Origin of the sequence: Arthrobacter sp. StoSoilB5, from assembly GCF_019977235.1 — a bacterium.
Taxonomy (GTDB): Bacteria; Actinomycetota; Actinomycetes; order Actinomycetales; family Micrococcaceae; genus Arthrobacter.
The window spans coordinates 4,609,473-4,632,468 of sequence record NZ_AP024646.1 but is presented as its reverse complement, the minus strand read 5'-3'; the positions used below and the strand labels follow the sequence as shown (position 1 = coordinate 4,632,468).

The 22,996-nt window shown below is 62.6% G+C and carries 24 protein-coding genes and 1 riboswitch; of the genes, 13 read left to right on the top strand and 11 right to left on the bottom strand.

From position 1 onward, the window contains the following. Both LDN75_RS20970 and LDN75_RS20965 read right to left on the bottom strand, forming a co-directional pair. Positions 1–315, bottom strand: coding sequence for a multidrug efflux SMR transporter (locus LDN75_RS20970; RefSeq protein ID WP_223934606.1), 315 nt, complete (start codon positions 313–315; stop codon positions 1–3). A 9-nt stretch (positions 316–324) separates the two neighbouring features. Beyond that, a riboswitch (guanidine-III (ykkC-III) riboswitch) is annotated at positions 325–390 on the bottom strand. A gap of 57 nt (positions 391–447) precedes the next feature. Next, positions 448–1,095: a HutD family protein gene (locus LDN75_RS20965; RefSeq protein ID WP_223934605.1), complete on the bottom strand. Its 648-nt coding sequence runs from the start codon at positions 1,093–1,095 to the stop codon at positions 448–450. Positions 1,096–1,192: 97 nt separating this feature from the next. On the opposite strand from LDN75_RS20965, the gene LDN75_RS20960 reads away from it, so the two are divergent. From LDN75_RS20960 to LDN75_RS20950, 3 genes are all read left to right on the top strand, one after another. Beyond that, on the top strand, positions 1,193–1,789 hold the full coding sequence (locus tag LDN75_RS20960; protein ID WP_223934604.1) for a phosphoribosylanthranilate isomerase: 597 nt from the start codon (positions 1,193–1,195) through the stop codon (positions 1,787–1,789). A gap of 275 nt (positions 1,790–2,064) precedes the next feature. Then, complete coding sequence (locus LDN75_RS20955; RefSeq protein WP_223934603.1) at positions 2,065–2,514, top strand: SRPBCC domain-containing protein; 450 nt, start codon at positions 2,065–2,067, stop codon at positions 2,512–2,514. Positions 2,515–2,602: 88 nt separating this feature from the next. Beyond that, a complete protein-coding gene (locus LDN75_RS20950; RefSeq protein ID WP_216926600.1) occupies positions 2,603–3,004 on the top strand; it encodes a YccF domain-containing protein in 402 nt (133 codons plus the stop codon). A gap of 12 nt (positions 3,005–3,016) precedes the next feature. Here the strand turns inward: LDN75_RS20950 and LDN75_RS20945 are convergent, their stop codons facing one another. Both LDN75_RS20945 and LDN75_RS20940 read right to left on the bottom strand, forming a co-directional pair. Beyond that, positions 3,017–3,781, bottom strand: a complete 765-nt coding sequence (locus LDN75_RS20945) for a 2-phosphosulfolactate phosphatase (RefSeq protein WP_223934602.1) — start codon at positions 3,779–3,781, stop codon at positions 3,017–3,019. Then, positions 3,778–4,647, bottom strand: a complete 870-nt coding sequence (locus LDN75_RS20940; protein ID WP_223937659.1) for a DUF4031 domain-containing protein — start codon at positions 4,645–4,647, stop codon at positions 3,778–3,780. Before LDN75_RS20940 ends, LDN75_RS20945 begins: the two co-directional genes overlap by 4 nt. Positions 4,648–5,384: 737 nt before the next feature. Between LDN75_RS20940 and LDN75_RS20935 the strand changes: the two genes are divergently transcribed. The 5 genes from LDN75_RS20935 (at position 5,385) to clpB (ending at position 11,321) form a co-directional block, all read left to right on the top strand. Further along, a complete protein-coding gene (locus LDN75_RS20935; RefSeq protein ID WP_223934601.1) occupies positions 5,385–5,795 on the top strand; it encodes a TOBE domain-containing protein in 411 nt (136 codons plus the stop codon). Continuing rightward, positions 5,792–6,589, top strand: coding sequence for a molybdate ABC transporter substrate-binding protein (modA, locus tag LDN75_RS20930; protein ID WP_223934600.1), 798 nt, complete (start codon positions 5,792–5,794; stop codon positions 6,587–6,589). Before LDN75_RS20935 ends, modA begins: the two co-directional genes overlap by 4 nt. 8 nt (positions 6,590–6,597) lie before the next feature. Next, positions 6,598–7,425 carry an ABC transporter permease gene (locus LDN75_RS20925; protein WP_223934599.1) on the top strand — a complete coding sequence of 276 codons (828 nt, stop codon included), beginning with the start codon at positions 6,598–6,600 and terminating at the stop codon, positions 7,423–7,425. Further along, entirely contained in the window at positions 7,422–8,501 is a 1,080-nt protein-coding gene (locus tag LDN75_RS20920; RefSeq protein WP_223934598.1) for an ATP-binding cassette domain-containing protein, read from the top strand. Before LDN75_RS20925 ends, LDN75_RS20920 begins: the two co-directional genes overlap by 4 nt. Positions 8,502–8,663: 162 nt before the next feature. After that, positions 8,664–11,321, top strand: coding sequence for an ATP-dependent chaperone ClpB (gene clpB, locus LDN75_RS20915; RefSeq protein ID WP_223934597.1), 2,658 nt, complete (start codon positions 8,664–8,666; stop codon positions 11,319–11,321). A 9-nt stretch (positions 11,322–11,330) separates the two neighbouring features. Here clpB and LDN75_RS20910 read toward each other — a convergent pair whose 3' ends face one another. Next, positions 11,331–12,149, bottom strand: a complete 819-nt coding sequence (locus tag LDN75_RS20910; RefSeq protein WP_223934596.1) for a septum formation family protein — start codon at positions 12,147–12,149, stop codon at positions 11,331–11,333. 243 nt (positions 12,150–12,392) lie between these two features. Here LDN75_RS20910 and LDN75_RS20905 point away from each other — a divergent pair, with 243 nt between their 5' ends. The 5 genes from LDN75_RS20905 (at position 12,393) to LDN75_RS20885 (ending at position 17,581) form a co-directional block, all read left to right on the top strand. Further along, positions 12,393–12,617 carry a DUF3073 domain-containing protein gene (locus LDN75_RS20905; RefSeq protein ID WP_024818182.1) on the top strand — a complete coding sequence of 75 codons (225 nt, stop codon included), beginning with the start codon at positions 12,393–12,395 and terminating at the stop codon, positions 12,615–12,617. Positions 12,618–12,905: 288 nt separating this feature from the next. Next, positions 12,906–14,558 (top strand): amidohydrolase, encoded by a 1,653-nt coding sequence (locus LDN75_RS20900; RefSeq protein WP_223934595.1) that lies wholly within the window; start codon positions 12,906–12,908, stop codon positions 14,556–14,558. A 76-nt stretch (positions 14,559–14,634) separates the two neighbouring features. Then, positions 14,635–15,906 (top strand): MFS transporter, encoded by a 1,272-nt coding sequence (locus LDN75_RS20895; RefSeq protein ID WP_223934594.1) that lies wholly within the window; start codon positions 14,635–14,637, stop codon positions 15,904–15,906. 125 nt (positions 15,907–16,031) lie between these two features. Beyond that, positions 16,032–16,814 carry a VOC family protein gene (locus tag LDN75_RS20890; RefSeq protein WP_223934593.1) on the top strand — a complete coding sequence of 261 codons (783 nt, stop codon included), beginning with the start codon at positions 16,032–16,034 and terminating at the stop codon, positions 16,812–16,814. Then, complete coding sequence (locus LDN75_RS20885; RefSeq protein WP_223934592.1) at positions 16,811–17,581, top strand: VOC family protein; 771 nt, start codon at positions 16,811–16,813, stop codon at positions 17,579–17,581. The genes LDN75_RS20890 and LDN75_RS20885 overlap by 4 nt, the downstream gene beginning before the upstream one ends. A gap of 148 nt (positions 17,582–17,729) precedes the next feature. Here the strand turns inward: LDN75_RS20885 and purM are convergent, their stop codons facing one another. The 6 genes from purM to LDN75_RS20855 form a co-directional block, all read right to left on the bottom strand. Then, positions 17,730–18,878 (bottom strand): phosphoribosylformylglycinamidine cyclo-ligase, encoded by a 1,149-nt coding sequence (purM, locus tag LDN75_RS20880; protein WP_223934591.1) that lies wholly within the window; start codon positions 18,876–18,878, stop codon positions 17,730–17,732. Next, on the bottom strand, positions 18,875–20,500 hold the full coding sequence (gene purF, locus LDN75_RS20875; protein ID WP_223934590.1) for an amidophosphoribosyltransferase: 1,626 nt from the start codon (positions 20,498–20,500) through the stop codon (positions 18,875–18,877). Before purF ends, purM begins: the two co-directional genes overlap by 4 nt. 134 nt (positions 20,501–20,634) lie before the next feature. Continuing rightward, positions 20,635–20,979, bottom strand: coding sequence for a hypothetical protein (locus LDN75_RS20870; RefSeq protein WP_223934589.1), 345 nt, complete (start codon positions 20,977–20,979; stop codon positions 20,635–20,637). Positions 20,980–21,069: 90 nt separating this feature from the next. Beyond that, on the bottom strand, positions 21,070–21,411 hold the full coding sequence (gene uraH / locus LDN75_RS20865; protein ID WP_223934588.1) for a hydroxyisourate hydrolase: 342 nt from the start codon (positions 21,409–21,411) through the stop codon (positions 21,070–21,072). Then, positions 21,408–21,917: a 2-oxo-4-hydroxy-4-carboxy-5-ureidoimidazoline decarboxylase gene (gene uraD, locus LDN75_RS20860; RefSeq protein WP_223934587.1), complete on the bottom strand. Its 510-nt coding sequence runs from the start codon at positions 21,915–21,917 to the stop codon at positions 21,408–21,410. The genes uraH and uraD overlap by 4 nt, the downstream gene beginning before the upstream one ends. A 155-nt stretch (positions 21,918–22,072) precedes the next feature. Next, complete coding sequence (locus LDN75_RS20855) at positions 22,073–22,903, bottom strand: phosphatase PAP2 family protein (RefSeq protein WP_223934586.1); 831 nt, start codon at positions 22,901–22,903, stop codon at positions 22,073–22,075. Positions 22,904–22,996 lie beyond the last annotated feature (93 nt).

The window sequence follows — 22,996 nt, the reverse complement described above, 5'->3', positions numbered from 1 at the left end:
CTACGCCACCACCTTCAGGCCGACCACGCACGCGCCGATACCTGCGAGCAACAGCAGCCGGGCCGTCGTCGCGCGTTCCACCTTGGTGACCATGGCGTAAGCCGACGTTAGTACCACGCCGACACCCACCCACACCGCGTACGCCGTGCCGGTAGGAATGGATTGCATGGCGATCGCAAGGCCGCCGGTGCTGGCGATGACGGACACCAGGAAAACCACTGTGGGTATGGGTTTGCGGAAGCCCTTGGAGCGGTGCAGGGCGGCAGCCCAGACGGCCTCAAGCGCGCCGGAAAGAATGAGAATTAACCACGACATGACAGATCCTTTGGCCAGTCTTGTCGCGTGCCGGGTACTGAACCGTCGTCCGGAGGTTCCAGAGCGGAACCTTCATTTCAGGCTAGCAACTCCCGCGTAGGGTGGCCACTTCTGGTGGCCAAAGTCACCTGATTAGGCGCTTGCCGGCTCCACTTTGTCGATGGAGATCACTGCAATGAAACCCCGGCCCGAAATCTCGGGGCTCCGCTTTTCCGAGCCCACCACGGCGTCGTAGCGGTGCAGCTCAACCGGTTCGGCCGCGCTGGGAGCTGGTTGGCCGCCGTCGGGCCCGTCCCCTACAGGGGTGCCTTCCTCCGGATCGGCGCCACGCGCAACCGTCGCCTTGCCTTCCAGGAGGATGGCCAACTGGCCCTCGAAAACGGGGTGTGCGCGCTTCTTGGAGATCTCGACAATGGAGGTGTACCCCTTGAACGCGCTGGCTCGGGCGATGACGTTGAGGTCGCGGATGTCCCCAGTGGGCAGTGTGGCGGACGACGCTGCCTCGCCGGAGAAACGGAACGGACGATACTTCTCCAGCGGGTGCTCTTCGCCGTCGACGGTCAGCAGCAGCAATTCGCCGTCGATGATGGTGATCACGCGTTCCATGCCGGGGAACGTGGAGAAGTCGCCAGCCTTGGAGACATCGGCAATGCTGACGCGCCAGTCCCATGCCCCGTCCTGGGCTGAAGCGACCTTCGGGTGGCTGGCGAGTTCGCGCGTCACCCCGCCTCCGTTGCGCCACGGTTCGGGGTGGATGTCGGCAAAGCGGATGATCTCCATCCGACCAGCCTAGTGGTGGACACCGGTTCTCCGTTGCCGGCATGGCTTGCTAACGTCATATGGAGGTTTGGTTGTTGGTTAGGGCTGGAGGCGCGGGATGTTCGTCAAAGTGTGTGGATTGAGCACGCCTGAATCCGTGCGCTCCGCCGTGGATGCCGGCGCGGACGCCGTCGGTTTCGTACTGACGTCCAGCCCGCGTGAAGTCAGTCCTGACCAGGTGCGTATCCTGTTGCCACTGGTACCGGCAGGTGTTCACGCCGTGGCTGTGTTCCGGCATGAGCCTGCCGAGGATGCCATTTCTGTTGCGCGCGCCGCAGGACTCACCTGGGTTCAACTGCACGGCACCCGCACTGCCGACGACGTCAAGACAGTGCACGACGCCGGGATGCGGCTTATCCGGGCCGTCACCATGGGTGCCAACCCGGACGAGTTCAGTGATCTGGGCGAGGAACTGCTCTTGATTGATGCGGCCGTGCCGGGGTCGGGGGAGTCCTGGGACTACGCGTCCGTGCGGGCCAAGGGACTCGACGGCCGTGAGTGGTTGCTCGCGGGTGGGCTCGAACCCGGCAACGTCGCCTTCGCTGCTGCTGCGGCGGGTGCTTGGGGGGTAGACGTTTCTTCGGGGGTGGAGTCATCCCGGGGAGTGAAGGACCTGGCCAAGATCCGCGCGTTCGTGGAAGCAGCCAAGGCGTAAACCTTCTCTCACGTCCTGCGGCTTTTCGGGCGTTCCTCTCTCACGTCCTGCGGCTTTTCGGGCGTTCCTCTCTCACGTCCGGCCACCGCACACCCCCGACAGTTCATGATGTGAGAGAACGTTGGGCAATTCGGGTGATGATGTGAGAGAACATCGGGGCGTGCCACTTGCGCACCTAGACTCGCTCATGACGACAAGATTCACTGAAAGACACCACTCACCTAAAAACACCACTCACCTAAAAACACGGCCCACACTGAACCAGGAGTCACGCAATGAGCACGGAACAGTACACCCTGACCATGACCCGCGAGTTTGACGCCCCGCGTGAGCGGATTTTCGACGCCTGGATGGACCCCGACCAGCTCACCAAGTGGTTCGGTCCTGTGGAGGTGGATGCTCCCCGCGACAAGATCATCGTGGAACCGCGCGTAGGCGGCATCTGGCAGGTGGTCATGGCATGGACGGACGAGGAGGGGGATCAGGAAGCACCCATCGAAGCTGTCATCACAGAGCTGGACGCGCCAGCCCTTTTGGTGGCAAGAGCGAAGGCTGCTCCCGATGCCGACCATGAGTACGAGGAAATGCACCTCGAATTCGAAGACCTCAACGGGCGTACCCGGATGCATCTCACCCAAGGGCCGTTCGCGTCGGAAGAGTGGGTGGAAATGACACGGGACGGCTGGGGCACCTCGTTCGACAAGCTCGATGCGTTGCTGGATTGAGATGCTTCCAACCCCTCGATAAAAGTCAGGGCCGATTCAGGGCAGACCCCTAGGCTTAATGTCAGTCCGGCAAGGGAGAATTGAGACTATGAAAACGTTGCTCAACATCATTTGGCTGGTCTTCGGTGGTTTCTGGTTGGCATTGGGCTATTTCGCGGCCGGCATCATTTGCTGCGTGCTCATTGTGACCATTCCCTGGGGCATCGCTTCGTTCCGGATCGGTGCTTACTGCTTGTGGCCGTTTGGCCGGATGGTGGTGGAGAAGCCCGGCGGAACGGGTGTCTTCGCACTTCTGGGCAACGTGATTTGGCTGCTGGTGGCGGGTATCTGGATTGCGATCGGCCACGTGGTGACTGCTTTTGCCATGGCCATCACCATCATCGGCATTCCGCTTGCAATCGCCAACCTGAAGCTGATCCCGGTCTCGCTCATGCCTCTTGGTAAGCAGATTGTGCCGACCAACCAGCCGTTCGTCAGCACCTATCGCTAGGTTGATGGCGGCCTAATCGGTGGAACTGACGCCCTGAAAAGCTCCATCCGTCAGTAGGGCAACCGCAGAGCTGCCATCCAACTCGGCGGCGATTGCCACGTCGTCAGCGAAGCCAGCATCGATGAGTTCCCGCCCACTGGAGCAGCCGCGCAGCATTGCTGCCAGCTTGGGTTCGGCGGCGTCGAAGGCTGCCGCTGCGGACTCGGCTTCGGGCGAAAAATTACGGCGCCCGGATCCCGCCAGGCCGGCGATGAAAGCGCCTGCTCCGAGCTCGTCCTCCAAAGCTGGTCGCAACGATCCATGGGTCCACCTTTCACCTGCGGCGATCACGGCTATTACGGCGTCCTCCGGCAGGTCCGCGTGAACCCAATCGGCTGTCGCCGCGGCATTGCGTAAGCAGACAGCCACTACTTGCCGGGCTGAGCTGGCCAGCTCATGACTCAGCGCCGAGCCGTTGGGCGATGGCAGGACCACGCGTTCCAGGTGCTTTGCATGACGCAAGCTCGATGGCGACAAGCTCAAACCCTCCCCGCCACGAGGCCCGGCCAGTGCAGCGCGATGATGAGCGGCAAACTCACTCGCCGCGGCATCGCTCATTGGGTATGGAAAAACGGCCGCTCCCCGGTCCACGGCGACGCTCACGCACGTGGTGAACGACAGGACATCAATCACCACTGCAAGGTCGGCCCGAGGCACTATGGCCCGGGCGCCGTCGAGCCCCCACTCAAAACGGACCGAGAACGGCAACTGCCGCTGCGGCGCTCCGGCTTCGCTCATGCGAGTTCGGCAGTGAGGTTGCGGCGGGCAGCGTCGAGCCAGAGCGCCTTGGCCCGTTCACTATGGAAGAGGGGGTCCAGCGACAGCAGATGACGCACGACGGCGGCACGCCCCTTGGCGAAGTCGTCGTCGCTGACGTGGGCGTAGTCTTCCCGGACGGCGGCCAGGTAGCGCGCGTAGGACTGTTCGTCGCCTCCGAGCACGGAGAGATCGGCGTCGCAGAGAAGGGCGCCGGCATGATCGCCCGGTTTGGGGTTGTGTTCGGCGGTGAGCCGGACCAGTCGGGCGACCTCGGCGACGTCGTCGGGGGCCAGCCGTGCCGCGGTCAGCCGGTCCGTGGCAAGGAGCGCGGATTCTTCCTCGTCCCGCCCCGCCACACCTTCATAGACGGCATCGTGGAACCAGGCCGCCAGGGCAACCGTGCGGGCAGGGAGTGCGGGGTCCGTCAAAATGTCCAGGGCTTCCAGGACGGCGAGCAAGTGGGTGCGGCTATGATACTTCCGGCTGTCCTCGCCCCACCGTTCCAGTAGTTCCAAGCCGAGCTCCTCGTGGCCCGGATAGGTGCTGTTCCAGCGTTCCATCAGGGGAACGGTGAGTGCCTTGCTGCGTCCGCGGGCTGGAATGCGAAGGCCGCTCGCGATGAGTTTCCGCACCAGAACCCTTGCTTCCACGGGAATTGCGCCAGCAGCGACGAGGTCGTCGTAACGGCGTTCCGGGACGTCGTAGTGGTCGCCGTCGAACGCCCTTTCAGGGACTCCCGCGGCCGCGGCGAAAGCGTGAAGCTCGTCCAAGGACTTGTCCGATATGAGATGCGAAAACACGGTGCCGTGGGCGGGCCAGAGGGGCGGATCGACATATACGGCCATGGCCAAAGTGTAAGCCAAACGATCCTTCCCAGTTACCGGCCATCGGAGCGGCTACCGCCGAGCGTCCGCCCCGGAAACACAGGCTTCACTGCCTGTAGGGGGCGCAGCAACTGGGAAGGAGCGTAGGAGTTCCTTTGCATCAGGGTACGGGTCCGGCTCCGTCCGGGCTAGAGCACTGCGCGAGCTATGTGTCAGTCGGTTATCCCAACATGGCCGCAGCCCTGGCTGAGGCCTCATGACGGATCCCGGATCCTCCCCTGCGGCCTGTGTGGCTACCAAAACCGAGTTATAGGCCAGGCCCGTGGCCCGCATGTAATCGTTGGCGTTGGCGGAGACGGCCGTGATGCCCTCCCCTGTGCAGCCGCCAGCCAGCATGCCCGTTCCGCTTGAGGACTGAACCATGTTCTGTTCCTGGGGTTCGCCACCGTGCAGGGCCTTCTGGAAGGCAGGATCCGCGAACAGCTTGCCCAAGTCGGAATCGGGGGCCGGCTCTCACCTGGCCCAGCCGGCCAAACCCGAGGCTGCCGCTGCGGCCGCGGGCAGCGGTCAGCGCTGAGGCTCCCGCCAACCAAGTGTTGCGAAGAAGAGGAGAGGCGGGCGAGGTGCTGACTTGAATACTTACGACGCCGGTAGGCACCAGTTCGCCGGCGCGATGCCGCCTGCGGGCAGCGTGTCATATTCGGTTTTGCGGATGAACCCCCTAACACGAACCGCATCTGCGGAACTAGACTCATTCCATGCCGCAAATACGGATTTCCGAAGCAGCCCGCTTCCTTGGCGTCAGCGACGACACGGTGAGGCGCTGGACCGAGAATGGAACCCTCACTGCCCGGAAGGACGCTGCAGGCCGGCTCGCCGTGGACGGGCTGGAACTCGCCAAGGTTGCCCGCGATCAATCCCACCTGCCGGACGATCCCGCCCGTGCCGGCAGTTCAGCCCGGAACCGGTTCGTCGGACTGGTCACGGGCATTACCGCGGACAAGGTCATGGCGCAGGTCGAGCTTCAATGTGGGCCGTTCCGTGTGGTGTCGCTCATGAGCAGCGAAGCTGTGCGCGAGCTGGGCCTGGAGCTGGGATCAGTGGCAACAGCCGTGGTCAAGGCGACGACTGTCATCATCGAGACGCCGCAGGGAAAGGGCATCGCATGAGCAACACACGCAAGAACGTCACCGCGCTCTTTGTTGCGGCCGCTTTGACGGCAAGCCTGGCCGGCTGTGCTTCCAACGCCGCAGGCCCAAACGGGACGGCAAGCGGGAGCAACCAGTTGAGCGGAACCATCACGGTTTTCGCCGCAGCGTCCCTCAAAGCAACCTTCACCCAGCTGGCCGAGGACTTCCAAGCCAAAAACCCGGGGACCACTATAAACCTCAGCTTCGCCGGGTCCTCGGACTTGGCAACGCAAATTACCCAAGGTGCGCCAGCGGATGTGTTTGCTTCCGCTGACGCCAGGAACATGGCCAAACTGGCGGACGCGAAGCTCATTGACGGTGCCCCACAAAACTTCGCCACGAACGTTCTGGAGATCGCAGTCCCGCCCGGCAACCCGGCGTCGATCTCTTCCTTCGCGGACCTGTCAAAGCCCGGCATCAAAGTGGTGGTCTGCGCCAGCCAGGTTCCTTGCGGTGCTGCCGCGGACACGATAGAGAAGGCCGCAGGAACCACCCTGAGCCCCGTCAGCGAGGAATCATCTGTCAGCGATGTGCTGGGTAAGGTCACCTCGCAGGAAGCGGACGCCGGACTGGTATATGTCACGGACGTCAAGGGGGCCGAAGGCAAGGTCAAGGGCATCCCCTTCCCGGAGTCCGGCAACGCCGTCAATACGTATCCGATCGCCACGGTTGGCACCAGCAAGAACAAGGAACTCGCCCACGCCTTTATTGCCATGGTCGCCGGCAGTCAAGGTCAGAAGGTCCTCGGCGACGCCGGCTTCGGTCCTTCGTAGGACCGGCCATGCGAAAACATACCTCCGGCTACCAGGGCATCCCGCGATGGATCCATGCGATCGCCGTTGTGGGCGGACTATTGGTGATACTCCCCCTGCTCGCGATGCTGGTGCGGGTTAATTGGGCCCAGTTCTTTCCGCTCATCACGTCGGAATCGTCGCTGGATGCGTTGGGCCTGAGCCTGAGGACGTCGGCAGCGAGCACCTTGCTGTGCGTAGTGCTTGGTGTGCCGTTGGCCCTTGTCCTGGCCCGCGGCGAGTTCCCCGGGCAGAGGCTGTTGCGCTCCTTTGTGCTGTTGCCGCTCGTGCTGCCGCCGGTAGTCGGAGGCATCGCACTGCTGTATACCTTCGGGCGGCAAGGCCTGCTGGGGAAGTCGCTCGAAGCGGCCGGAATTCAGATCGCGTTCTCCACTACTGCCGTGGTGCTTGCACAAACATTCGTTGCCTTGCCTTTCCTCGTTGTGAGCCTCGAAGGCGCTCTGAGGACTGCAGGAAGCAAGTACGAGGCCGTGGCGGCGACCCTCGGCGCGCGGCCAACCACCGTCCTGCGCCGTGTCACAGTTCCTTTGGTCCTGCCTGGGCTGGCGTCTGGCGCTGTTTTGTCCTTTGCGCGCAGTCTCGGCGAGTTTGGCGCTACCTTGACCTTCGCCGGCAGCTTGCAAGGAGTGACGCGCACCCTGCCGCTGGAGATTTACCTTCAGCGCGAAACTGACGCCGAGGCCGCCGTCGCCTTGTCGCTGGTATTGGTGGCCGTCGCCGCGGCAGTCGTGGGCCTCAGTTATGGTCGACGCCCCAGCAGCACTAAAGCAGGCGCCAGTGTGGACGTCCAGCTATGACGTTTGAACTGACCGCGAGTCTTCCATCCCGCAACTTCGAAATGTCGCTCAGGCTCTCCGACGGTGAAACGGTAGCCATTCTGGGTCCCAACGGCGCGGGCAAATCCACGCTGCTTGCGATGATCGCGGGCTTGTTGCGGCCGGATTCGGGGTGGGCCCGCATCGGGGACCGGCAGCTTTTTAACCTCGACGGCGGCACGCACCGGTGGAGCGCCCCGCACGTGCGCGGCACGGCGCTGCTCGCTCAGGAGGCACTGCTGTTTCCGCACCTGACCGTACTGGACAACGTCGCCTTCGGGCCGCGCAGCAAGGGCGCATCCAAACCCGCCGCCCGTGAAACAGCCCGGCTTTGGCTGACCGAAGTGGACGCCCTTCACCTCGAATCCCGCAAACCAGCAGAGTTATCCGGTGGCCAGGCGCAGCGGGTGGCCGTTGCCCGGGCGCTCGCCGCCGATCCTGAGTTGCTGCTCCTCGACGAGCCGATGTCAGCCCTCGATATCCATGCCGCACCCCTGCTGCGCCGGGTACTCAAACGGGTCCTGGCCGGACGCAAGGCCATCATCATCACCCATGACGTCCTCGACGCCTACATGCTCGCCGATCGGGTCATCGTCATGGAGAACGGGCGCATTTCCGAGCAGGGCCATACCCGACAAGTCCTGGAACGCCCCCGGAGCCACTTCGCGGCCGGACTGGCAGGACTCAACCTCGTCAGCGGAAGCATCACGGGGCAGGGAATCACGACGCCGGATGGCCGGCTTTTCGCAGGCCAGCACGATCCCGAGTGGTCACCTGCGCCCGGACAGGCAGGCGTGGCGGCCTTTCCGCCGTCGGCCGTTTCCGTTTTCCTCGGCGACGTGCACGGAAGCCCACGAAACTCGTTTCCCGTCACCATCCGTGATTTGGAGCCGCATGGCGACCAGATCCGGGTGAAGGCGACCGCGCCGGGCTTGGGGGAGCGCAGCACGTTATCCGCCGACATCACTCCTGCGGCATCGGCCGATCTCGGCCTGGCTCCGGGGATGGACGTGCGGTTCGTTGTGAAGTCGGCCCTGGTCTCGATCTATCCTGCGTAGGGTTTCCGCAAGGTGGATGCCCTGTTATTCACATATCCCCGTTTATGTCTGGACAGTTGTTTCGCCGTCGGCAAACATGGAACACATGGGCCACAACGGAAAGTTGAGCGTAGTAGACTCAACTTTGAAAGTATTGGTCTTACTCCAGAAAGGGAGCTCTCTTTGGACGTCAAATTCACTACCAAGAGCCAGGAGGCCCTTTCTGCGGCCGCCATGAATGCCTCTACTGCCGGCAACCCGCAATTGGAACCGCCGCACCTTCTGAAGGCCCTCATGGACCAGCGCGAGGGCGTTGCTGTTGCTCTCCTGCGCGCCACAGGGGCTGATCCGGACGCCGTGAGTGTCCAAGCCAGTTCGGCTATTAAGTCGCTGCCATCCTCATCGGGCAGCTCAGTCCAGCAAGCCCAGCTCTCCCGGCAGTCCATGCAGGCAATCCAGGCCGCCCAGAACGAGGCCGACAAACTCGGCGACTCCTTTGTCTCCACCGAGCACCTGCTGTTGGGGCTTTCGGCTGGCAGCGACGCTGTCGGAAAGTTATTGCGCGACGCCGGCGCCTCCCACGAAGCGCTGCTTGCTGCCCTGCCGGGCGTCCGGGGCGATCGAAAGGTCAACTCGCCGGATCCCGAAAATACGTTCCAGGCCCTGGAGAAGTTCGGCACGGACCTCACCGCCATTGCCCGCTCAGGGAAGCTGGATCCGGTCATCGGGCGTGACAGCGAGATCCGTCGCGTGGTTCAGGTCCTGAGCCGGCGAACCAAGAACAACCCTGTGCTGATTGGTGAGCCTGGCGTTGGAAAAACGGCCGTGGTCGAGGGCCTCGCGCAACGAATAGTTGCCGGCGACGTTCCGGAGAGCCTGCGGGGCAAGTCACTCATCGCCCTGGACCTTGCTTCCATGGTGGCCGGTGCTAAATACCGCGGTGAATTCGAGGAGCGGCTTAAGGCGGTTCTGGAGGAGATCAAGAACTCCAACGGCCAGATCGTGACGTTCATCGACGAAATCCACACCGTTGTTGGCGCTGGTGCAACCGGAGAGAGCGCCATGGATGCGGGCAATATGCTCAAGCCGATGCTGGCCCGCGGCGAGCTGCGCCTCATTGGTGCCACTACCTTGGATGAATACCGCGAAAACATCGAGAAGGACCCCGCCTTGGAACGTCGCTTCCAGCAGGTCTACGTGGGCGAGCCCAGCGTCGAGGACACCATCGGCATTCTGCGCGGCCTCAAGGAACGGTACGAAGCCCACCACAAGGTGGCAATCGCCGATTCCGCCTTGGTGGCAGCAGCAACGCTGTCCAACCGCTACATCTCGGGCCGTCAGCTCCCGGACAAAGCGATCGACCTCGTAGATGAGGCCGCGTCACGGCTTCGGATGGAGATTGACTCAGCGCCGGAGGAGATCGATCAGCTCCGCCGTTCCGTCGACCGCCTGACCATGGAAGAACTGGCGCTTCAAGGCGAGACTGATCCTGCGTCCGTTGAGCGGCTGGCTGCCCTCCGCGCCGATATGGCTGACAAGAAGGAAGCACTAAGGGCCCTGAACGCCCGTTGGGAAGCCGAGAAGGCCGGACTCAACCGGGTGGGTGACCTTAAGGCGAAGATCGACGAGCTGCGATCTGCCGCCGAAAAGTACCAGCGCGAAGGCGACCTCGAGTCGGCATCGCGGATACTTTATGGCGAGCTGCCTGCCCTCGAACGTGAGCTCAACGCGGCTGCCGAGGAGGAGTCGGCCCGCGGCGACGCAAAGCCCGAGCTCATGGTCGCAGAGGATGTGACAGCAGACGACATCGCGGAGGTCATCTCGGCGTGGACCGGCATCCCGGCTGGGCGCATGCTGCAGGGTGAATCCCAAAAGCTGCTGCACATGGAAGAGGAACTCGGTAAGCGCCTGATCGGCCAAACCAAGGCTGTCCAGGCAGTTTCGGACGCCGTCCGCCGTGCACGGGCGGGCATCAGCGACCCCAACCGCCCCACAGGCTCGTTCCTGTTCCTTGGCCCCACCGGCGTCGGCAAGACCGAGCTGGCAAAGGCTTTGGCCGACTTCCTCTTTGACGACGAACGCGCCATGATTCGGATCGATATGTCCGAGTACGGAGAGAAGCACTCTGTTGCGCGTCTGGTCGGTGCCCCTCCGGGATACGTCGGCTACGAAGAAGGCGGCCAGCTGACGGAAGCCGTTCGTCGTCGCCCGTACTCCGTTGTGCTGCTCGACGAAGTGGAAAAGGCTCATCCAGAGGTCTTCGACATCCTCCTGCAGGTTCTCGACGATGGCCGCCTCACAGACGGCCAAGGACGGACAGTCGACTTCCGCAATACGATCCTGGTATTGACGTCCAACTCCGGAAGCCAGTTCCTGGTTGACCCGTCGCTGGATGCCAAGGCAAAGCGTGATGCCGTCATGGCGGTGGTCCAGGCCTCGTTCAAGCCGGAGTTCCTGAACCGTTTGGACGAGATCGTGCTGTTCGATCCCCTGTCCGTCGAGGAGCTTGCCAGGATCGTGGAGCTCCACGTTGCCGAACTCACCAAGCGTCTGCGCGATCGCCGGTTGACCCTTGAGGTAACTGATGGAGCCCGCGCCTGGCTCGCGATGTCCGGTTACGACTCCGCGTACGGCGCGCGTCCTCTGCGACGCCTCGTCCAGCGCGAAATCGGGGACCGCCTGGCCAAAGAGATCCTTGCCGGCGAGATCAGCGACGGCGATACCGTCCTGGTTGATACTGCAGCCGACCTCGACGAACTCACCATTCAGGGATTCGAGGTGCCGACAGGTCCCGACGGCAGACCGTCGGCCGGAACTGGGCTCCTGGTTCGAAAGAAGTAGGTTTGGGGGCTACTTATTGAGGAGGTCTTCCTTGATGGTGTTGCCCGAATCCACAACGATGAAGCAATCAACGCGGCGGTCGCCCCGGTCCCAACTGGTGGTGCTCGGGTAGACGTTCTGCTGAAGCAGCACGTACTTATCGGCCGCCGCGTTATTCAGCTTTACCTGGCCGCAGACCTCACGGCCTTTGTCCTTCAGGGCGTTGGTGCCGGGGAAAGAATCCTCCGCCGGGTACACGTGGACGGCCCCGAGTTGGGCTGAATGCTCCGTGTCACACGCTACGGCCCTGGCCTTGGGGGCATTGGGATCGAAGTCGGCAAAGCAATCACCTACCTGGAAATCCTTGGCTTCGGTGTCCCGGGGGAGTGGGCCAAGGCTTGCTGTGGGACTCGGCGTAGTGACCACAGCTTGGGGCCGGGTACCCAGCAGGTTCAACAACACCCAGATGACGACGCCGATTAGCACGAGGACACCCACCACGATTCCGCCGATGACAAGCCGCTGGCGTCTCACCGGGTCCCCGTGCGGAGCCGGATGAGGCTCCTGGGGTGGATCCCCTGGCTGGCCGGAGTAGTCAGGCTGGGCGGGATCAGGCTGGTCGCTGGCGTTGGGTACGAAGTCCGGGTCAAGGTCCGGCGCAGGGTCCGGCTGAAGGCCAGAAGCCTCGGGCAGTGTTCCGGCGGGTTGCTTCGGCTGCTCTCCTGCGGCCTGTGGCGGCTCTCCCGGGGCCTGCGGCGGCGCGGGCGGTACTTTGGGCGCGGGTGGCACCCCGGCCTCGCCTTGATCGCGGGGTGAACCTTCGCGTGGTGGGGTGTTGTCCTCGCTCATATCCCGGTGTCTGCCTTCCTGCTCTGGGGCCGCATTGAGGCAGACTCTACCCAATTTTTAGGTGTATTGGAGGTGCTTGGGACCGCTTTCGGCTGTGGGTGTCCCTGACGCAGGTCTGTGTTGGCACGCAGGCACCCCCGAAAGCATGTAATCTAGACATACGACAAATTGACCAAACATTCCGGGGCCTCACCGATAGCCAAGGTGACCACCTCCGGTCCAAGTACAAAAGGGGGTCACGCCATGGGGCGCGGCCGTCAAAAGGCAAAAGCTACCAAGCAGGCTCGGGACATCAAGTACTACTCCCCGAACACTGACTATTCGGCACTTGAGCGTGAGCTCACGGGCCCATCCAGTCGTGTAAAGAGCCACTTCCCCGAAGATCCTCCGGAGCCGGACTACTCGGCTTATGAGGACAAGTACGCGGAAGACGATGACGACGAGGTAGACACCCGCCGTATCGGATAGCTGTCGCAAACTATCGGTGCTTCCGGCACTGAGTTGCGTACCGCCGTCGTACATTAAGGTCGTCGCGCATCTTCGGATGTCGAATATCTCTGAAAAAGGCCCGTAGGGCACGCCATTCATTGGCGTACCCTGCGGGCCTTTTTTGCGTCTGGAAATCTGGTATACCAAAATCGTCAAAACCATTGCGCAAGTCCCGTCCCGGGTCTACAGTCTCAACCAAGGTATCGACTCTTTGTGACGGTCATAAAGAATTCGAAACACCCAGGCTGCGGCCGGTAGGAGGCATAAGTGGAACGGACGCCACAAATGGAGGGCAGGCTGCCCGATGTCATCTTTCATAATGGAAACGTACTGGCGGACCCATCGAGCCCCAACGGGCTGGTGTCGGCTATTGCGATAGCTGGCCAATGGATACTGTATGCAGGCAATGACGCAGAGGCACTGGGCCTCGCCGGACCTGAAACGAAGAAAGTGGACCTACGCGGCCGGTTCGTCTGTCCAGGTTTCCACGACTCCCACAACCACATGTTGTCCACAGGTATGGGAATGCTGCTGCCTTCCCTGGCCCGCGCCAGTACTGTCGCGGAGCTCATGGACGTTGTTCAAGGGCAAGCAGAAGCCGCTGAAAACGGAGCGTGGGTAGTAACCGCAAGTGACTGGCACGAAAGCGGCTTGGCTGAGGGCAGGATGCCAACGCGGACCGAGCTTGATGCCGTGGCCCCCGACAATCCCGTGGTCCTCCGCAGGGGAGGACACAACATTGTGCTGAATTCCCTTGCCATGTCGCTGTTCGGCATAGGGGACGACAGTCATGCTCCTGAGGGCGCGAGCTACCTTCGTAACAACGGGAAACTTACCGGCCAGATCGTAGGGAGCGGATACGTTGCAGGCTTGCTGAGCCAGCTACCCAAACCCAGCATTGACCACTACCGTGCGGCGCTGGAGGAGGTCCAGAAACGGTATGCCGCGGCGGGCATCACTTCAGTCATCGACCCCGGACTGACCTTGGATGAAATGGCTGCCTACAGAGTTATCTACGGGGGCGGACCACAGAAGGTCCGGGTATCCATGATGTGGAAGTTGCCGACGCCAGCCGGTACAGCGGAGGAGGCAGTGGAACTTCTCGATTCCGGTGCGGTAGCAGCACAGCTCGACGACGTCTGGCTTCGTACCCTGGGCGTGAAAGTTTGCGTAGATGGCGGTGTGGAGACCGGCTTCTACCGGGATTCTTATGAACGGCAGGACGATCCCGACTTCCCGTGTGGCAAATCGTTCCAATCGGCGGCTGAGCTGGAAGCCATTTGTGTGGCAGCGAACCGTGCGAACCTTCCCGTAGGCGCGCACTGCGTTGGCGATGCTGGCATTGATATTGCCCTTGACGCCTTTGAGGCAGCTCATGCGTGGAACCCCATCTCCGATGCCCGATGGACCCTCATTCACATGCTGTACCCCAACGAAGAACACTGGGACAGGTTGAATGCCATGGGTGTAGGGGTGGCTGCGCAGGAACCGCTCCACTTTGCCTTGGGTGGTGGATTCGTCGAGTATCTGGGTCGGGAAAGAGCGGCAAATATCGCGCCCTTGTCGCAGTATCTTTCCCGCGTGGAGGTGCCCGTGGGTGGAGGTTCGGATAGCCCGGTGGCACCTTTCCAGCCTCTTCGCGGCATGTCGAGTTCCGTCACCCGGCGTAGCCGCTCAGCAGGGGTGCTGGGCCTCGAATGGGGCGTCAGCGCAGCAGAGGCCTTGGCCATGTACACCAATGGCAGTGCTTGGTGCGCAGCCGATGAGCATCGAACGGGAACGATCCGTGCGGGAATGCTCGCGGACCTCGTTGTGCTCTCGGAAGACCCGCGCGCTGTGGAACCCGAGGAAATCCCAGACATTGAGGTGGAGCTGACCATGGCGGCCGGCGTTATCACCCACGGTTCACTGGCTTACTAGTCCACAACCAACTCGTCCCCCCGCTGCCAGACATCCGTAAGGCGGCCGATCTTCCGCGCCCTCGAAAGGAATCATCATGCTTGAATCCAGTACCCCCGCTGGAAAGCCCGTTCCGCCAGTGGCCACAGCCATAGGTCTGTCACGCTGGCTAGTCATTATCCTCGCTTTCCTGGCCGTGCTGCTCGACGGTTTCGACACAGCGTCCTTGGGCCTGGCGGTGCCTAGCTTGGCCAAGAACTGGTCCCTGTCGCCCGCAGCCTTCGCTGCCCCACTGATTGCCACAAACGCAGGAGTGGTGGCGGGCTATATGGTCTCTGGGCGCCTATCCGTTCGGTTTGGGCTCCGTCGGATGCTGCTGGCGGGTGTGGTGGCCTTTGCCCTGGGCTCCGCCCTGACTGCAATGTCTTCAGGGATCCCCTTTATGACGATTGCCCGCTTCTTGACCGGAATCGGATTGGGGGCGGTCCTGCCGTCGGCTATTTCCCTCGCAACGGCAGGCAGGGACGGAGGTCAGCGCGAACGGATTGCCGTTTTCGTGACCATGGGCCTGTCTGCGGGATCTTTGGCGGCTGGTTTGAGCGGAGGAAAGTTGATCAGCGACCTGGGCTGGCAGTCCATCTTCTGGCTCGGGGCAGTTCTTCCTATCATCCTGCTGCCTGTCATGTGGTTCGGAATCAGCGAGGCGGATGCGCCCAGGCCGTCGCGGAAGGCGGGCCAAGAGACTGTCCAAAGCCTCTTCCGGCGTGGTTTGGCGTTGCCCACTGTGCTTCTCTGGCTCTTTGCGTTCTTGATCTTTGCCACGTTCTACGCGTTCTCGTCGTGGCTTCCAACCCTGCTCACTAACTTCGGCCTGGATCTGACCATGGCTCCCCTCGGGGCAGCAGCACTTGGTATTGGCGGAATCCTGGGGGCCCTCTTACTCATGATCTTTTCGGTGCGATTCAAGACCAGTTGGATGTTGGTCGTTGCCGCTTGTGTAGCCATTTGCTTCTTGCTCACGATTGCCTTGGGGCACCCCGGACAATGGCAACTCTTACTGCTGTTCGCGGGGGTGGGCATGGGGCTGGCCAGCAGCATGGTGGGACAGGCTGCGGTGGCGGTGTCCGTCTATCCGGCCACGTCGCGCACCTCCGGGGTCGCATGGGCGGCTGCGCTGGGCCGTTTGGGCTCGATCGCCGGACCCGCGTTGGGCGGTGTCCTACTGTCGTCAGGGCAATCACCGCAGAACATCGTACTTGCGGTCTGCGTCCCAGTTTTGCTGGCCGTGGTGGTTATGGTGGTGCTGTCCCGGCGCCTTTCGCGCCAGACCACGGAAGACGCGGTCGAACCTGTTCGGCTGCCGGGGTAATCAGGCGCACGGCTAGCGCTGGCAGTGGAAGCGCCATAGCGTTGTCCCCAGGACTCCAACGCGGGGTCACTTAAGGCCCCATCATGGGCCATATTTGACCCCGCGTTGCTAGGAAAGGGAACGTCATGCCGGTGGTCGAGAGTTACAAGCAGGGGACACCATGTTGGGTGGACCTGTCCTCCACCGCCATCGAAGTCTCCAAGAAGTTTTACAGCGAGCTTTTTGGCTGGGAGTTGGATCCCATGGACGCCGGTAATGGCATGACCTACTACATGGCTATGCTTCACGGACGGAAAGTAGCCGGCATGATGCAGCAACTGCCGGATGCGCCGGAGGGAATGCCTTCCTATTGGGCCAACTACATTGCCGTGGACTCCGCCGACGAGGCTGCAGAACGGGCTGTGGCCGCCGGCGGATCCATCCTCTTCGCCCCTGACGACGTGCCGAACGGCAGCGGGCGGATGTTCTTCGCAATAGACCCCACAGGGGCACAAATCGGCTTCTGGGAAGCCGGCACCCATCCTGGATCCGGCTTGGTCAATGAGCCAGGGACCATGATTTGGAATGAATTGCAGACCGACGACGTCCCTAAGGCTATGAAGTTCTATGAGGCCGTGACGGGCTGCACCAGTGAAACCACACCCGCAGGTGATCTTCAGGAGTACACCAGCCTGCTGGTGGACGGGAAGAGGATTGCCGGTGCCCTTAAGCTGCCCATTGAAGGACTTTCGCCGTTCTGGATGACGTACTTCAGCGTCGAAGACGTGGATGCGGGGGTTGAGCATGCCGTCCAGTTGGGAAGCCATGTGATCGCACCGGCTTTCGATGTTCCCGGCGTCGGGCGAATGGCCGTACTCATGGACCCCGCAGGCGCCGCATTCAGCATCATGACAGGACTTGCCGCATGACTTCCCGGACTCATTATTCAACTGGTGAACCTTGCTGGGCTGACCTGCAGACGCAGGACGTTTCGGCAGCCAAGGACTTCTACGGAAAGCTGTTCGACTGGACGTTCACGGACCTGCCCACACCTGACGGCCGCAGCTACGCGCAGGCGTTTGTTGGCAAGGAGCTGGTTGCGGTCATCGCTCCGCAGAACCCCATGCAGGAGGCGGCGGGCAAGCACGGCCAATGGAACATTTACCTCGCGGCCACGGATGCTGAGGAGATAGCAGACGTCGCCGTCCATGCCGGCGGGAATCTCGCGTTTGGCCCCGAGCAGGTGGCCGATACCGGCGTCCTGGCTTTCATCGAGCCGCCGGGCGGCGGGACCACGGGGATCTGGCAGGCGGGTACCCACATTGGAAGCCATCTGTTCAATGAGGCTGGCGCCTTGGCATGGGCCGAGCTGCTGACTCCTGAACCGCAGGCAGCCATCGCGTTTTTCCAGCAGCTCTTCGGGCATGAAGTCACTGAATATCCCCAGGACGACGGCGGCAGCTACAGCACGCTGATGGTCAACGGCGACGAAGTGGCCGGGATTGTCCCTGCCGAAGAAGGCGAAGAGGCGGCTTGGCAGGTCTACTTCGGTGTGGCCGACGTTCGAAAAGCGGCTGAAGCTGCGGTTGCTGCCGGCGGAGCCGTACTTGTGGAACCGGAAGAAAAGCCCGAAACAGGATCTTTGGCGACCATCCAGGATCCGCAGGGCGGGGTTCTCAGCTTGATCCAGATCTGACCGTCCGGGCGTTGGCGGCCTGAACTTGGGTGTCGGCACCCCGTTGCCGAGGACTCTTTTGAGTCGCTACGGCGCAAACAAGAAACGCAAAAGCGGGCGGGCAGTTGAGGTCAACTGCCCGCCCGCTTTCTACTCAGGCAACAACCGCCTAGGCGTAGGCGTTCACCAAACGTACGGCACCGCCGTCGACGCCCTTGGCACCCTGGACGTAGTCCGGGCCGGTCTTGTCGATCGAGTCAGAATCCGCAGTAACGGTGCCCATGATCCAGGACGGCAATCCGCGCTCGTTGAGGCGTGCCACGGCGGCGTCAGCGGCCTCCGGGGACACGATTGCCACCATGCCGACGCCGAGGTTCAGCGTGCGCTCGAGATCGGCCAGGGGCACGTTGCCAAGCTCGGAAACCAGCTTGAAGATAGCGGGAAGTTCCCACGTGTTGCGGTCAACCGTGGCAACCAGGCCCTGCGGAAGGACACGCGCGAGGTTGGCTGCCAGGCCGCCACCGGTGACGTGGCTGAAGCCATGGACGGCTGCGCCGGCTGAGACCGGGAACGTACGGGCAAGGTCCAGGCAGTCGGCTGCGTAGACGCGCGTCGGTTCCAGCAGCTCTTCGCCAAGTGTGCGGCCGAGTTCGGAAACCTGGCGGTCCAGAGCCCAGCCGGCGTGGTTGATGACGCGGCGGACCAAGGAGTAGCCGTTGGAGTGCAGGCCTGAGGAAGCCATGCCGATCACGACGTCTCCGGCGCGGACGCGGTCCGGGCCGAGCAGGGCGTCGGCTTCGACAACACCGGTAGCGGCACCCGCGACGTCGTACTCGTGCTCACCCAGCAGGCCCGGGTGCTCAGCGGTTTCGCCGCCAACCAGGGCGGTACCGGCAACCGAGCAAGCAGCTGCGATACCGCGGACGATGTCCGCAATACGCTCCGGGACAACCTTGCCGCAAGCGATGTAGTCCGTCATGTAGAGGGGCTCAGCGCCAACAACCACGATGTCGTCCACAACCATGCCGACGAGGTCGAAACCGATGGTGTCGTGGATGTCCATTGCCTGCGCAATGGCAACCTTGGTCCCCACGCCGTCGGTGGAAGTAGCCAGCAACGGCTTCTTGTAGGTGAGCAGCTTCGAGACGTCGTACAGGCCAGCGAAACCGCCGACGCCGCCAATCACCGAGGTGTTGTGGGTTGCCTTCACGGCGTCCTTCATGAGCTCGACTGCGCGGTCTCCCGCTTCGACGTCGACACCCGCGGAGGCGTAGGTGATACCGGCGTTATTCTCAGCGGCTGGGGATGCGGAGGTCATACGGACTCTTTCTTGTCGGCGTCGGTCAAACGATCAGCGTCGGTCAGCAGGTTATCGAATTCGGCGTCGGGCCCGGGGTCGCAGCCCGTGGCGCCCGGCTTGTCGGCTGGATCCTCGGTGTCATCGGGGGACTCAGCAGCAGGGGGCAAACCGCCAAGGTCCGTGCGCTCCAGCAGGTTCTTGCCCAGCTTGTCAGCGCCCGGGAGTTCAATCGGGTACTGGCCGGTGAAGCACGCCGTGCAGAGGCGCTCGCGCGGCTGCTGGGTTGCACCGATCATGCCGTCCTCGGAAATGTAGGCCAGCGAGTCAGCGCCGATTGCCTGGGAGATTTCCTCGATGGTGGCGCCGTTGGCGATCAGCTCTGCCCGGGAGGCGAAGTCGATGCCGTAGAAGCAAGGCCACTGGACCGGCGGGGAAGAGATCTTGATGTGGACCTCTTTTGCCCCGGCCTCGCGGAGCATCCGCACAATGGCCCGCTGCGTGTTGCCGCGGACGATCGAGTCATCCACCACAACAACGCGCTTGCCCCGGATCACGGATTCAAGGGCGTTGAGTTTGAGGCGGATGCCGAGCTGGCGCAGGGTCTGCGACGGCTGGATGAACGTGCGGCCAACGTAGGCGTTCTTGACGAAGCCGTGCGCGAAAGGGATGCCGGACTGCTCGGCGTAACCGACTGCCGCCGGGGTACCGGATTCGGGAACCGGAATCACGATGTCGGCCTCATGCGTGTTTTCGCGGGCCAATTGGCGGCCCATCTCAACACGGGCTTCGTATACGGAGCGGCCTGCAATGGCGGCGTCCGGACGGGCGAGGTAGACATACTCGAAGACACAGCCGGCGGGTGTAGCCTCGGCGAAGCGCTGTGAGCGGACCCCGTCCTCATCAATGGCAATGAACTCGCCGGGCTCGATTTCGCGGATGAAGCTTGCACCAACGGTGGCGAGGCCGGCCTGCTCGGAAGCGACAACCCAACCGCGGTCCAGCCTGCCTAGACACAGCGGGCGGATGCCGTAGGTGTCGCGGGCGGCGTAGAGGGTTCCTTCATCCATGAAGACGAAGCAGAAGCCACCCTTGATCTTGGGCAGCAGCTCCAATGCGGTCTGCTCCAGCGTCTTGCCCTCTTCACCCTCCAGGAGGGCGGTCACGAGGGCTGTGTCAGAGGTGTTGCCCTGCTTCATTTCACCGGTCAGCTGGCCATCGTTGCGCTCAAGGATCATCTCCCGGAGCTCCGCAGTGTTGGTCAGGTTGCCATTGTGGGCCAAGGCAACCGTGCCTGTTGCGGTCGCGCCCAAGGTGGGCTGAGCATTGGCCCAGTGGCTGGCACCGGTGGTGGAGTACCGGCAGTGGCCAACGGCCAGGTGCCCGGTAAGGGTATTCAGGGTTGTCTCATCGAAGACCTGGGACACGAGGCCCATGTCCTTGTAGACATTGATGCGCTTGCCGTCACTGGTAGCAATACCAGCCGATTCTTGTCCGCGGTGCTGCAGCGCATACAGCCCGTAATAGGTGAGTTTTGCTACTTCTTCACCGGGAGCCCAGACCCCAAAGACGCCACAAGCGTCCTGAGGGCCTTTTTCGCCGGGGAGAAGATCATGAGAAAGTTTTCCGTCGCCACGTGCCACTGGTCGATTGTCTCATGTTGTGGCCGTGGTAAGTTCCCGCTCCGGCTTTGTGACCCCGTGAACAGGCTCGATTCCGCCAAAATGCGGCGTGTCTCACAGCGGCACCCCCGAAAGAGGCGAGTTGGGGTGCCTACTTAGCGGCCGCCGTCGTTCTCTGGACCTTCATCCGGAACTGAATCCGGAACGGCCTCCACAACTGCCCGCTTGGTCCGTTTGACGCTGATGCGGTCCAGTACCAGGGCCAGGATCGAGAACAGGATCACGCCTCCTGAAACGCAGGCCACCAGGAAGAAGCCGAAGACTGTGCTGGCATCGAAGGCGGGGTCGGCTGGACGACCGTAGGCGATGAAGGCGGCGACGATTGCACCCACAATGGCGCCGAGAATCATGAACGGAACGAACTTAGGTGCCCGGCGAACCGTAATCTCGCGGCGGGCAGTGCCATTTCCAGGGTGGGCGTTGGTGTCCTCAGAAGCCATGCCTTCCAGCCTACCGTTCCTCGCCCAAGTGACAGATAATGCCAATGTTCGGCAGGAACATTGGCATTATCTGGCAACTCGGCGGGCGGGTCAGCTGCCGCGGTAGGTCGAAAACGCGAACGGGCTCAACAGCAGCGGCACGTGATAGTGCTCGCCGGCGTCCGAAACTGTGAAGTTCAGGTCCACTTCCGGGAAGAACGTTTCCGTGCCGAGGCCCTCGTAGTAGGCGCCGGTGGCGAAGTTCAGGCGGTAGGCGCCGCCGGGAATCCGTTCCGGGCCGAGGTCCTTGATGCGGCCGTCGGCATCAGTCTCGCCCTTTGCGATCAGGGTCCAGCTGTCACCTTCGCGGACGTAAAGTACGACGGCGACCCCCGCCGCCGGGCGCCCGGAGCCGGTATCCAGGATGTGCGTGGTTACCTGTGAAACACTCATGCATTTTCTCCTTCGCTGATCACGCCTGAGAGACGCAGCAAGGCGATCTCCCGCAGCTGGCCAGCCACAACTTCGTCTTCTTCTTCGGGTGTGTGCGTGAGGCGCTCCTGGAGGGAACCGAGGATCTCCTGGGCGCTGCGTCCTGCGGCGCGAATGAGGAAGACCCTGCCGAATTTCTCCTCGTAGGCGCGGTTTCCCTCCGCGAGGGCGGCGGCCGTGCCGTCGTCGCTGGGATCCACGCCGGACTGTTCCGAACGCGACATGGCCGCCTCGGTGGTTTGGGCCTTGGGCCGTTCGCCGATCCGGGGGTGGTGGGCGAGCGCGGACTCCACCTCTTCGGGTGTGAACGGGTGGGCGGCCTGGCGGGCCTGCCCCAGCAGTTCGTCGACGCTGGTGAAGGGGCGCGCATCGGCGATGTCCTCAACCCAGCGGCTGATATCCAGGCAGGGAGTTAGGGTCCTGATGGCCTCGTCCCGGTCAACATTGTTGAATACTGCAAGCTCCATGCTTGTGTCATCCTCGTGCAAATGCTGGCATCCATGGTGTGGGCTATGCGGAACTCCTGCTTTCCAGCTGGAGGAAGCTTGCTTCTAATGCTTCCGCATCATGGAACTGTTATTTCAGCATACGTAAATAGTTAAGCCGAGCCCGTGGGCTGGTGTCAAGAGAGTACCGCGCCCGAGCGCCGTGTTCTCACAGTGAGGTAGAGGCGGTGCGCCGTAATAACCAAGGCAAGCCACGCAATGCCGAGAGCCCACGCGGCCAGGACGTCGGTGAGCCAGTGGTGTCCAAGGTAGACCCTGCTCAAGCCCATGGTTGCAGCGAACGCTGAGGCCGCCAATACCGTGATGATCCTGGCTCTGGCCGTTTTGAGGCGAAGAATGATCAAGTAGGCCACGATTCCGGCGATCACGATCGAATTCAGGGAGTGGCCACTGGGGAATGACGGCGAGTGCTCGTAGGGCGGAACGGCGTCCGCGAGGTCCGGACGGGTGCGGCCGAAGAGGGGCTTGCCTGCGACGGTCATCAGGAGCGAACCAAGTCCTGCTGTCAGCATCAGGATGACAGGAGTCCACGAGCGGCGCTTTGTGGCCAGTGCGATCATGATCCCCACCGCGATGATGGGCATGCCAACCGTGCCGCCAATATCGGTGTAGGCAGTAACGGCGAGGTCCAGTGCCGGTGATCGAACGGCCTTGGCGGCATCAAGGACGGGGTGGTCCAACCCCGCGACCCCGTCGGCTTCGGTGACCGACTCGTACACCTCGCCAAAAGCGACGGCGAGGGAGACGGCTACCACAAGCCCCACCGCCAAGGTGATGATCAATGCTGCATAAGGGCCCAGAAGCCTGGTGATCCGCTGTGCAGCCCCTGCCAAGACGCGGCCTACCGGGGACTTCCACCGGGTAAGGTCCTGCCCTGCGACGAACCGGTCCTGGGTTACCTCGCCGTGGACGCCCTGCTCCGGCTGCTCTTTTCCTTCAGTCGTCACCCTTGTCCCCTTACCGTGGCGGCTGTCCCCTCGGCGTGGCGGCCTCCGTATTGGTGAGTAACCTTAGCAGTTTGGGCTTGGGGCAGTTGATGT

Bases quoted from the DNA above. Each gene is read 5' to 3' on its own strand.
- LDN75_RS20950 (WP_216926600.1), top strand. From the start codon at position 2,603: ATGAAAACGTTGCTCAACATCATTTGGCTGGTCTTCGGTGGTTTCTGG.
- LDN75_RS20890 (WP_223934593.1), top strand. From the start codon at position 16,032: ATGCCGGTGGTCGAGAGTTACAAGCAGGGGACACCATGTTGGGTGGAC.
- LDN75_RS20920 (WP_223934598.1), top strand. From the start codon at position 7,422: ATGACGTTTGAACTGACCGCGAGTCTTCCATCCCGCAACTTCGAAATG.
- LDN75_RS20970 (WP_223934606.1), bottom strand. From the start codon at position 315: ATGTCGTGGTTAATTCTCATTCTTTCCGGCGCGCTTGAGGCCGTCTGG.
- LDN75_RS20905 (WP_024818182.1), top strand. From the start codon at position 12,393: ATGGGGCGCGGCCGTCAAAAGGCAAAAGCTACCAAGCAGGCTCGGGAC.
- LDN75_RS20955 (WP_223934603.1), top strand. From the start codon at position 2,065: ATGAGCACGGAACAGTACACCCTGACCATGACCCGCGAGTTTGACGCC.
- LDN75_RS20870 (WP_223934589.1), bottom strand. From the start codon at position 20,979: ATGGCTTCTGAGGACACCAACGCCCACCCTGGAAATGGCACTGCCCGC.
- LDN75_RS20960 (WP_223934604.1), top strand. From the start codon at position 1,193: ATGTTCGTCAAAGTGTGTGGATTGAGCACGCCTGAATCCGTGCGCTCC.
- modA (WP_223934600.1), top strand. From the start codon at position 5,792: ATGAGCAACACACGCAAGAACGTCACCGCGCTCTTTGTTGCGGCCGCT.
- purM (WP_223934591.1), bottom strand. From the start codon at position 18,878: ATGACCTCCGCATCCCCAGCCGCTGAGAATAACGCCGGTATCACCTAC.
- LDN75_RS20925 (WP_223934599.1), top strand. From the start codon at position 6,598: ATGCGAAAACATACCTCCGGCTACCAGGGCATCCCGCGATGGATCCAT.
- uraH (WP_223934588.1), bottom strand. From the start codon at position 21,411: ATGAGTGTTTCACAGGTAACCACGCACATCCTGGATACCGGCTCCGGG.
- LDN75_RS20965 (WP_223934605.1), bottom strand. From the start codon at position 1,095: ATGGAGATCATCCGCTTTGCCGACATCCACCCCGAACCGTGGCGCAAC.
- LDN75_RS20910 (WP_223934596.1), bottom strand. From the start codon at position 12,149: ATGAGCGAGGACAACACCCCACCACGCGAAGGTTCACCCCGCGATCAA.
- LDN75_RS20935 (WP_223934601.1), top strand. From the start codon at position 5,385: ATGCCGCAAATACGGATTTCCGAAGCAGCCCGCTTCCTTGGCGTCAGC.
- LDN75_RS20940 (WP_223937659.1), bottom strand. From the start codon at position 4,647: ATGGCCGTATATGTCGATCCGCCCCTCTGGCCCGCCCACGGCACCGTG.
- LDN75_RS20885 (WP_223934592.1), top strand. From the start codon at position 16,811: ATGACTTCCCGGACTCATTATTCAACTGGTGAACCTTGCTGGGCTGAC.
- uraD (WP_223934587.1), bottom strand. From the start codon at position 21,917: ATGGAGCTTGCAGTATTCAACAATGTTGACCGGGACGAGGCCATCAGG.
- LDN75_RS20895 (WP_223934594.1), top strand. From the start codon at position 14,635: ATGCTTGAATCCAGTACCCCCGCTGGAAAGCCCGTTCCGCCAGTGGCC.
- LDN75_RS20945 (WP_223934602.1), bottom strand. From the start codon at position 3,781: ATGAGCGAAGCCGGAGCGCCGCAGCGGCAGTTGCCGTTCTCGGTCCGT.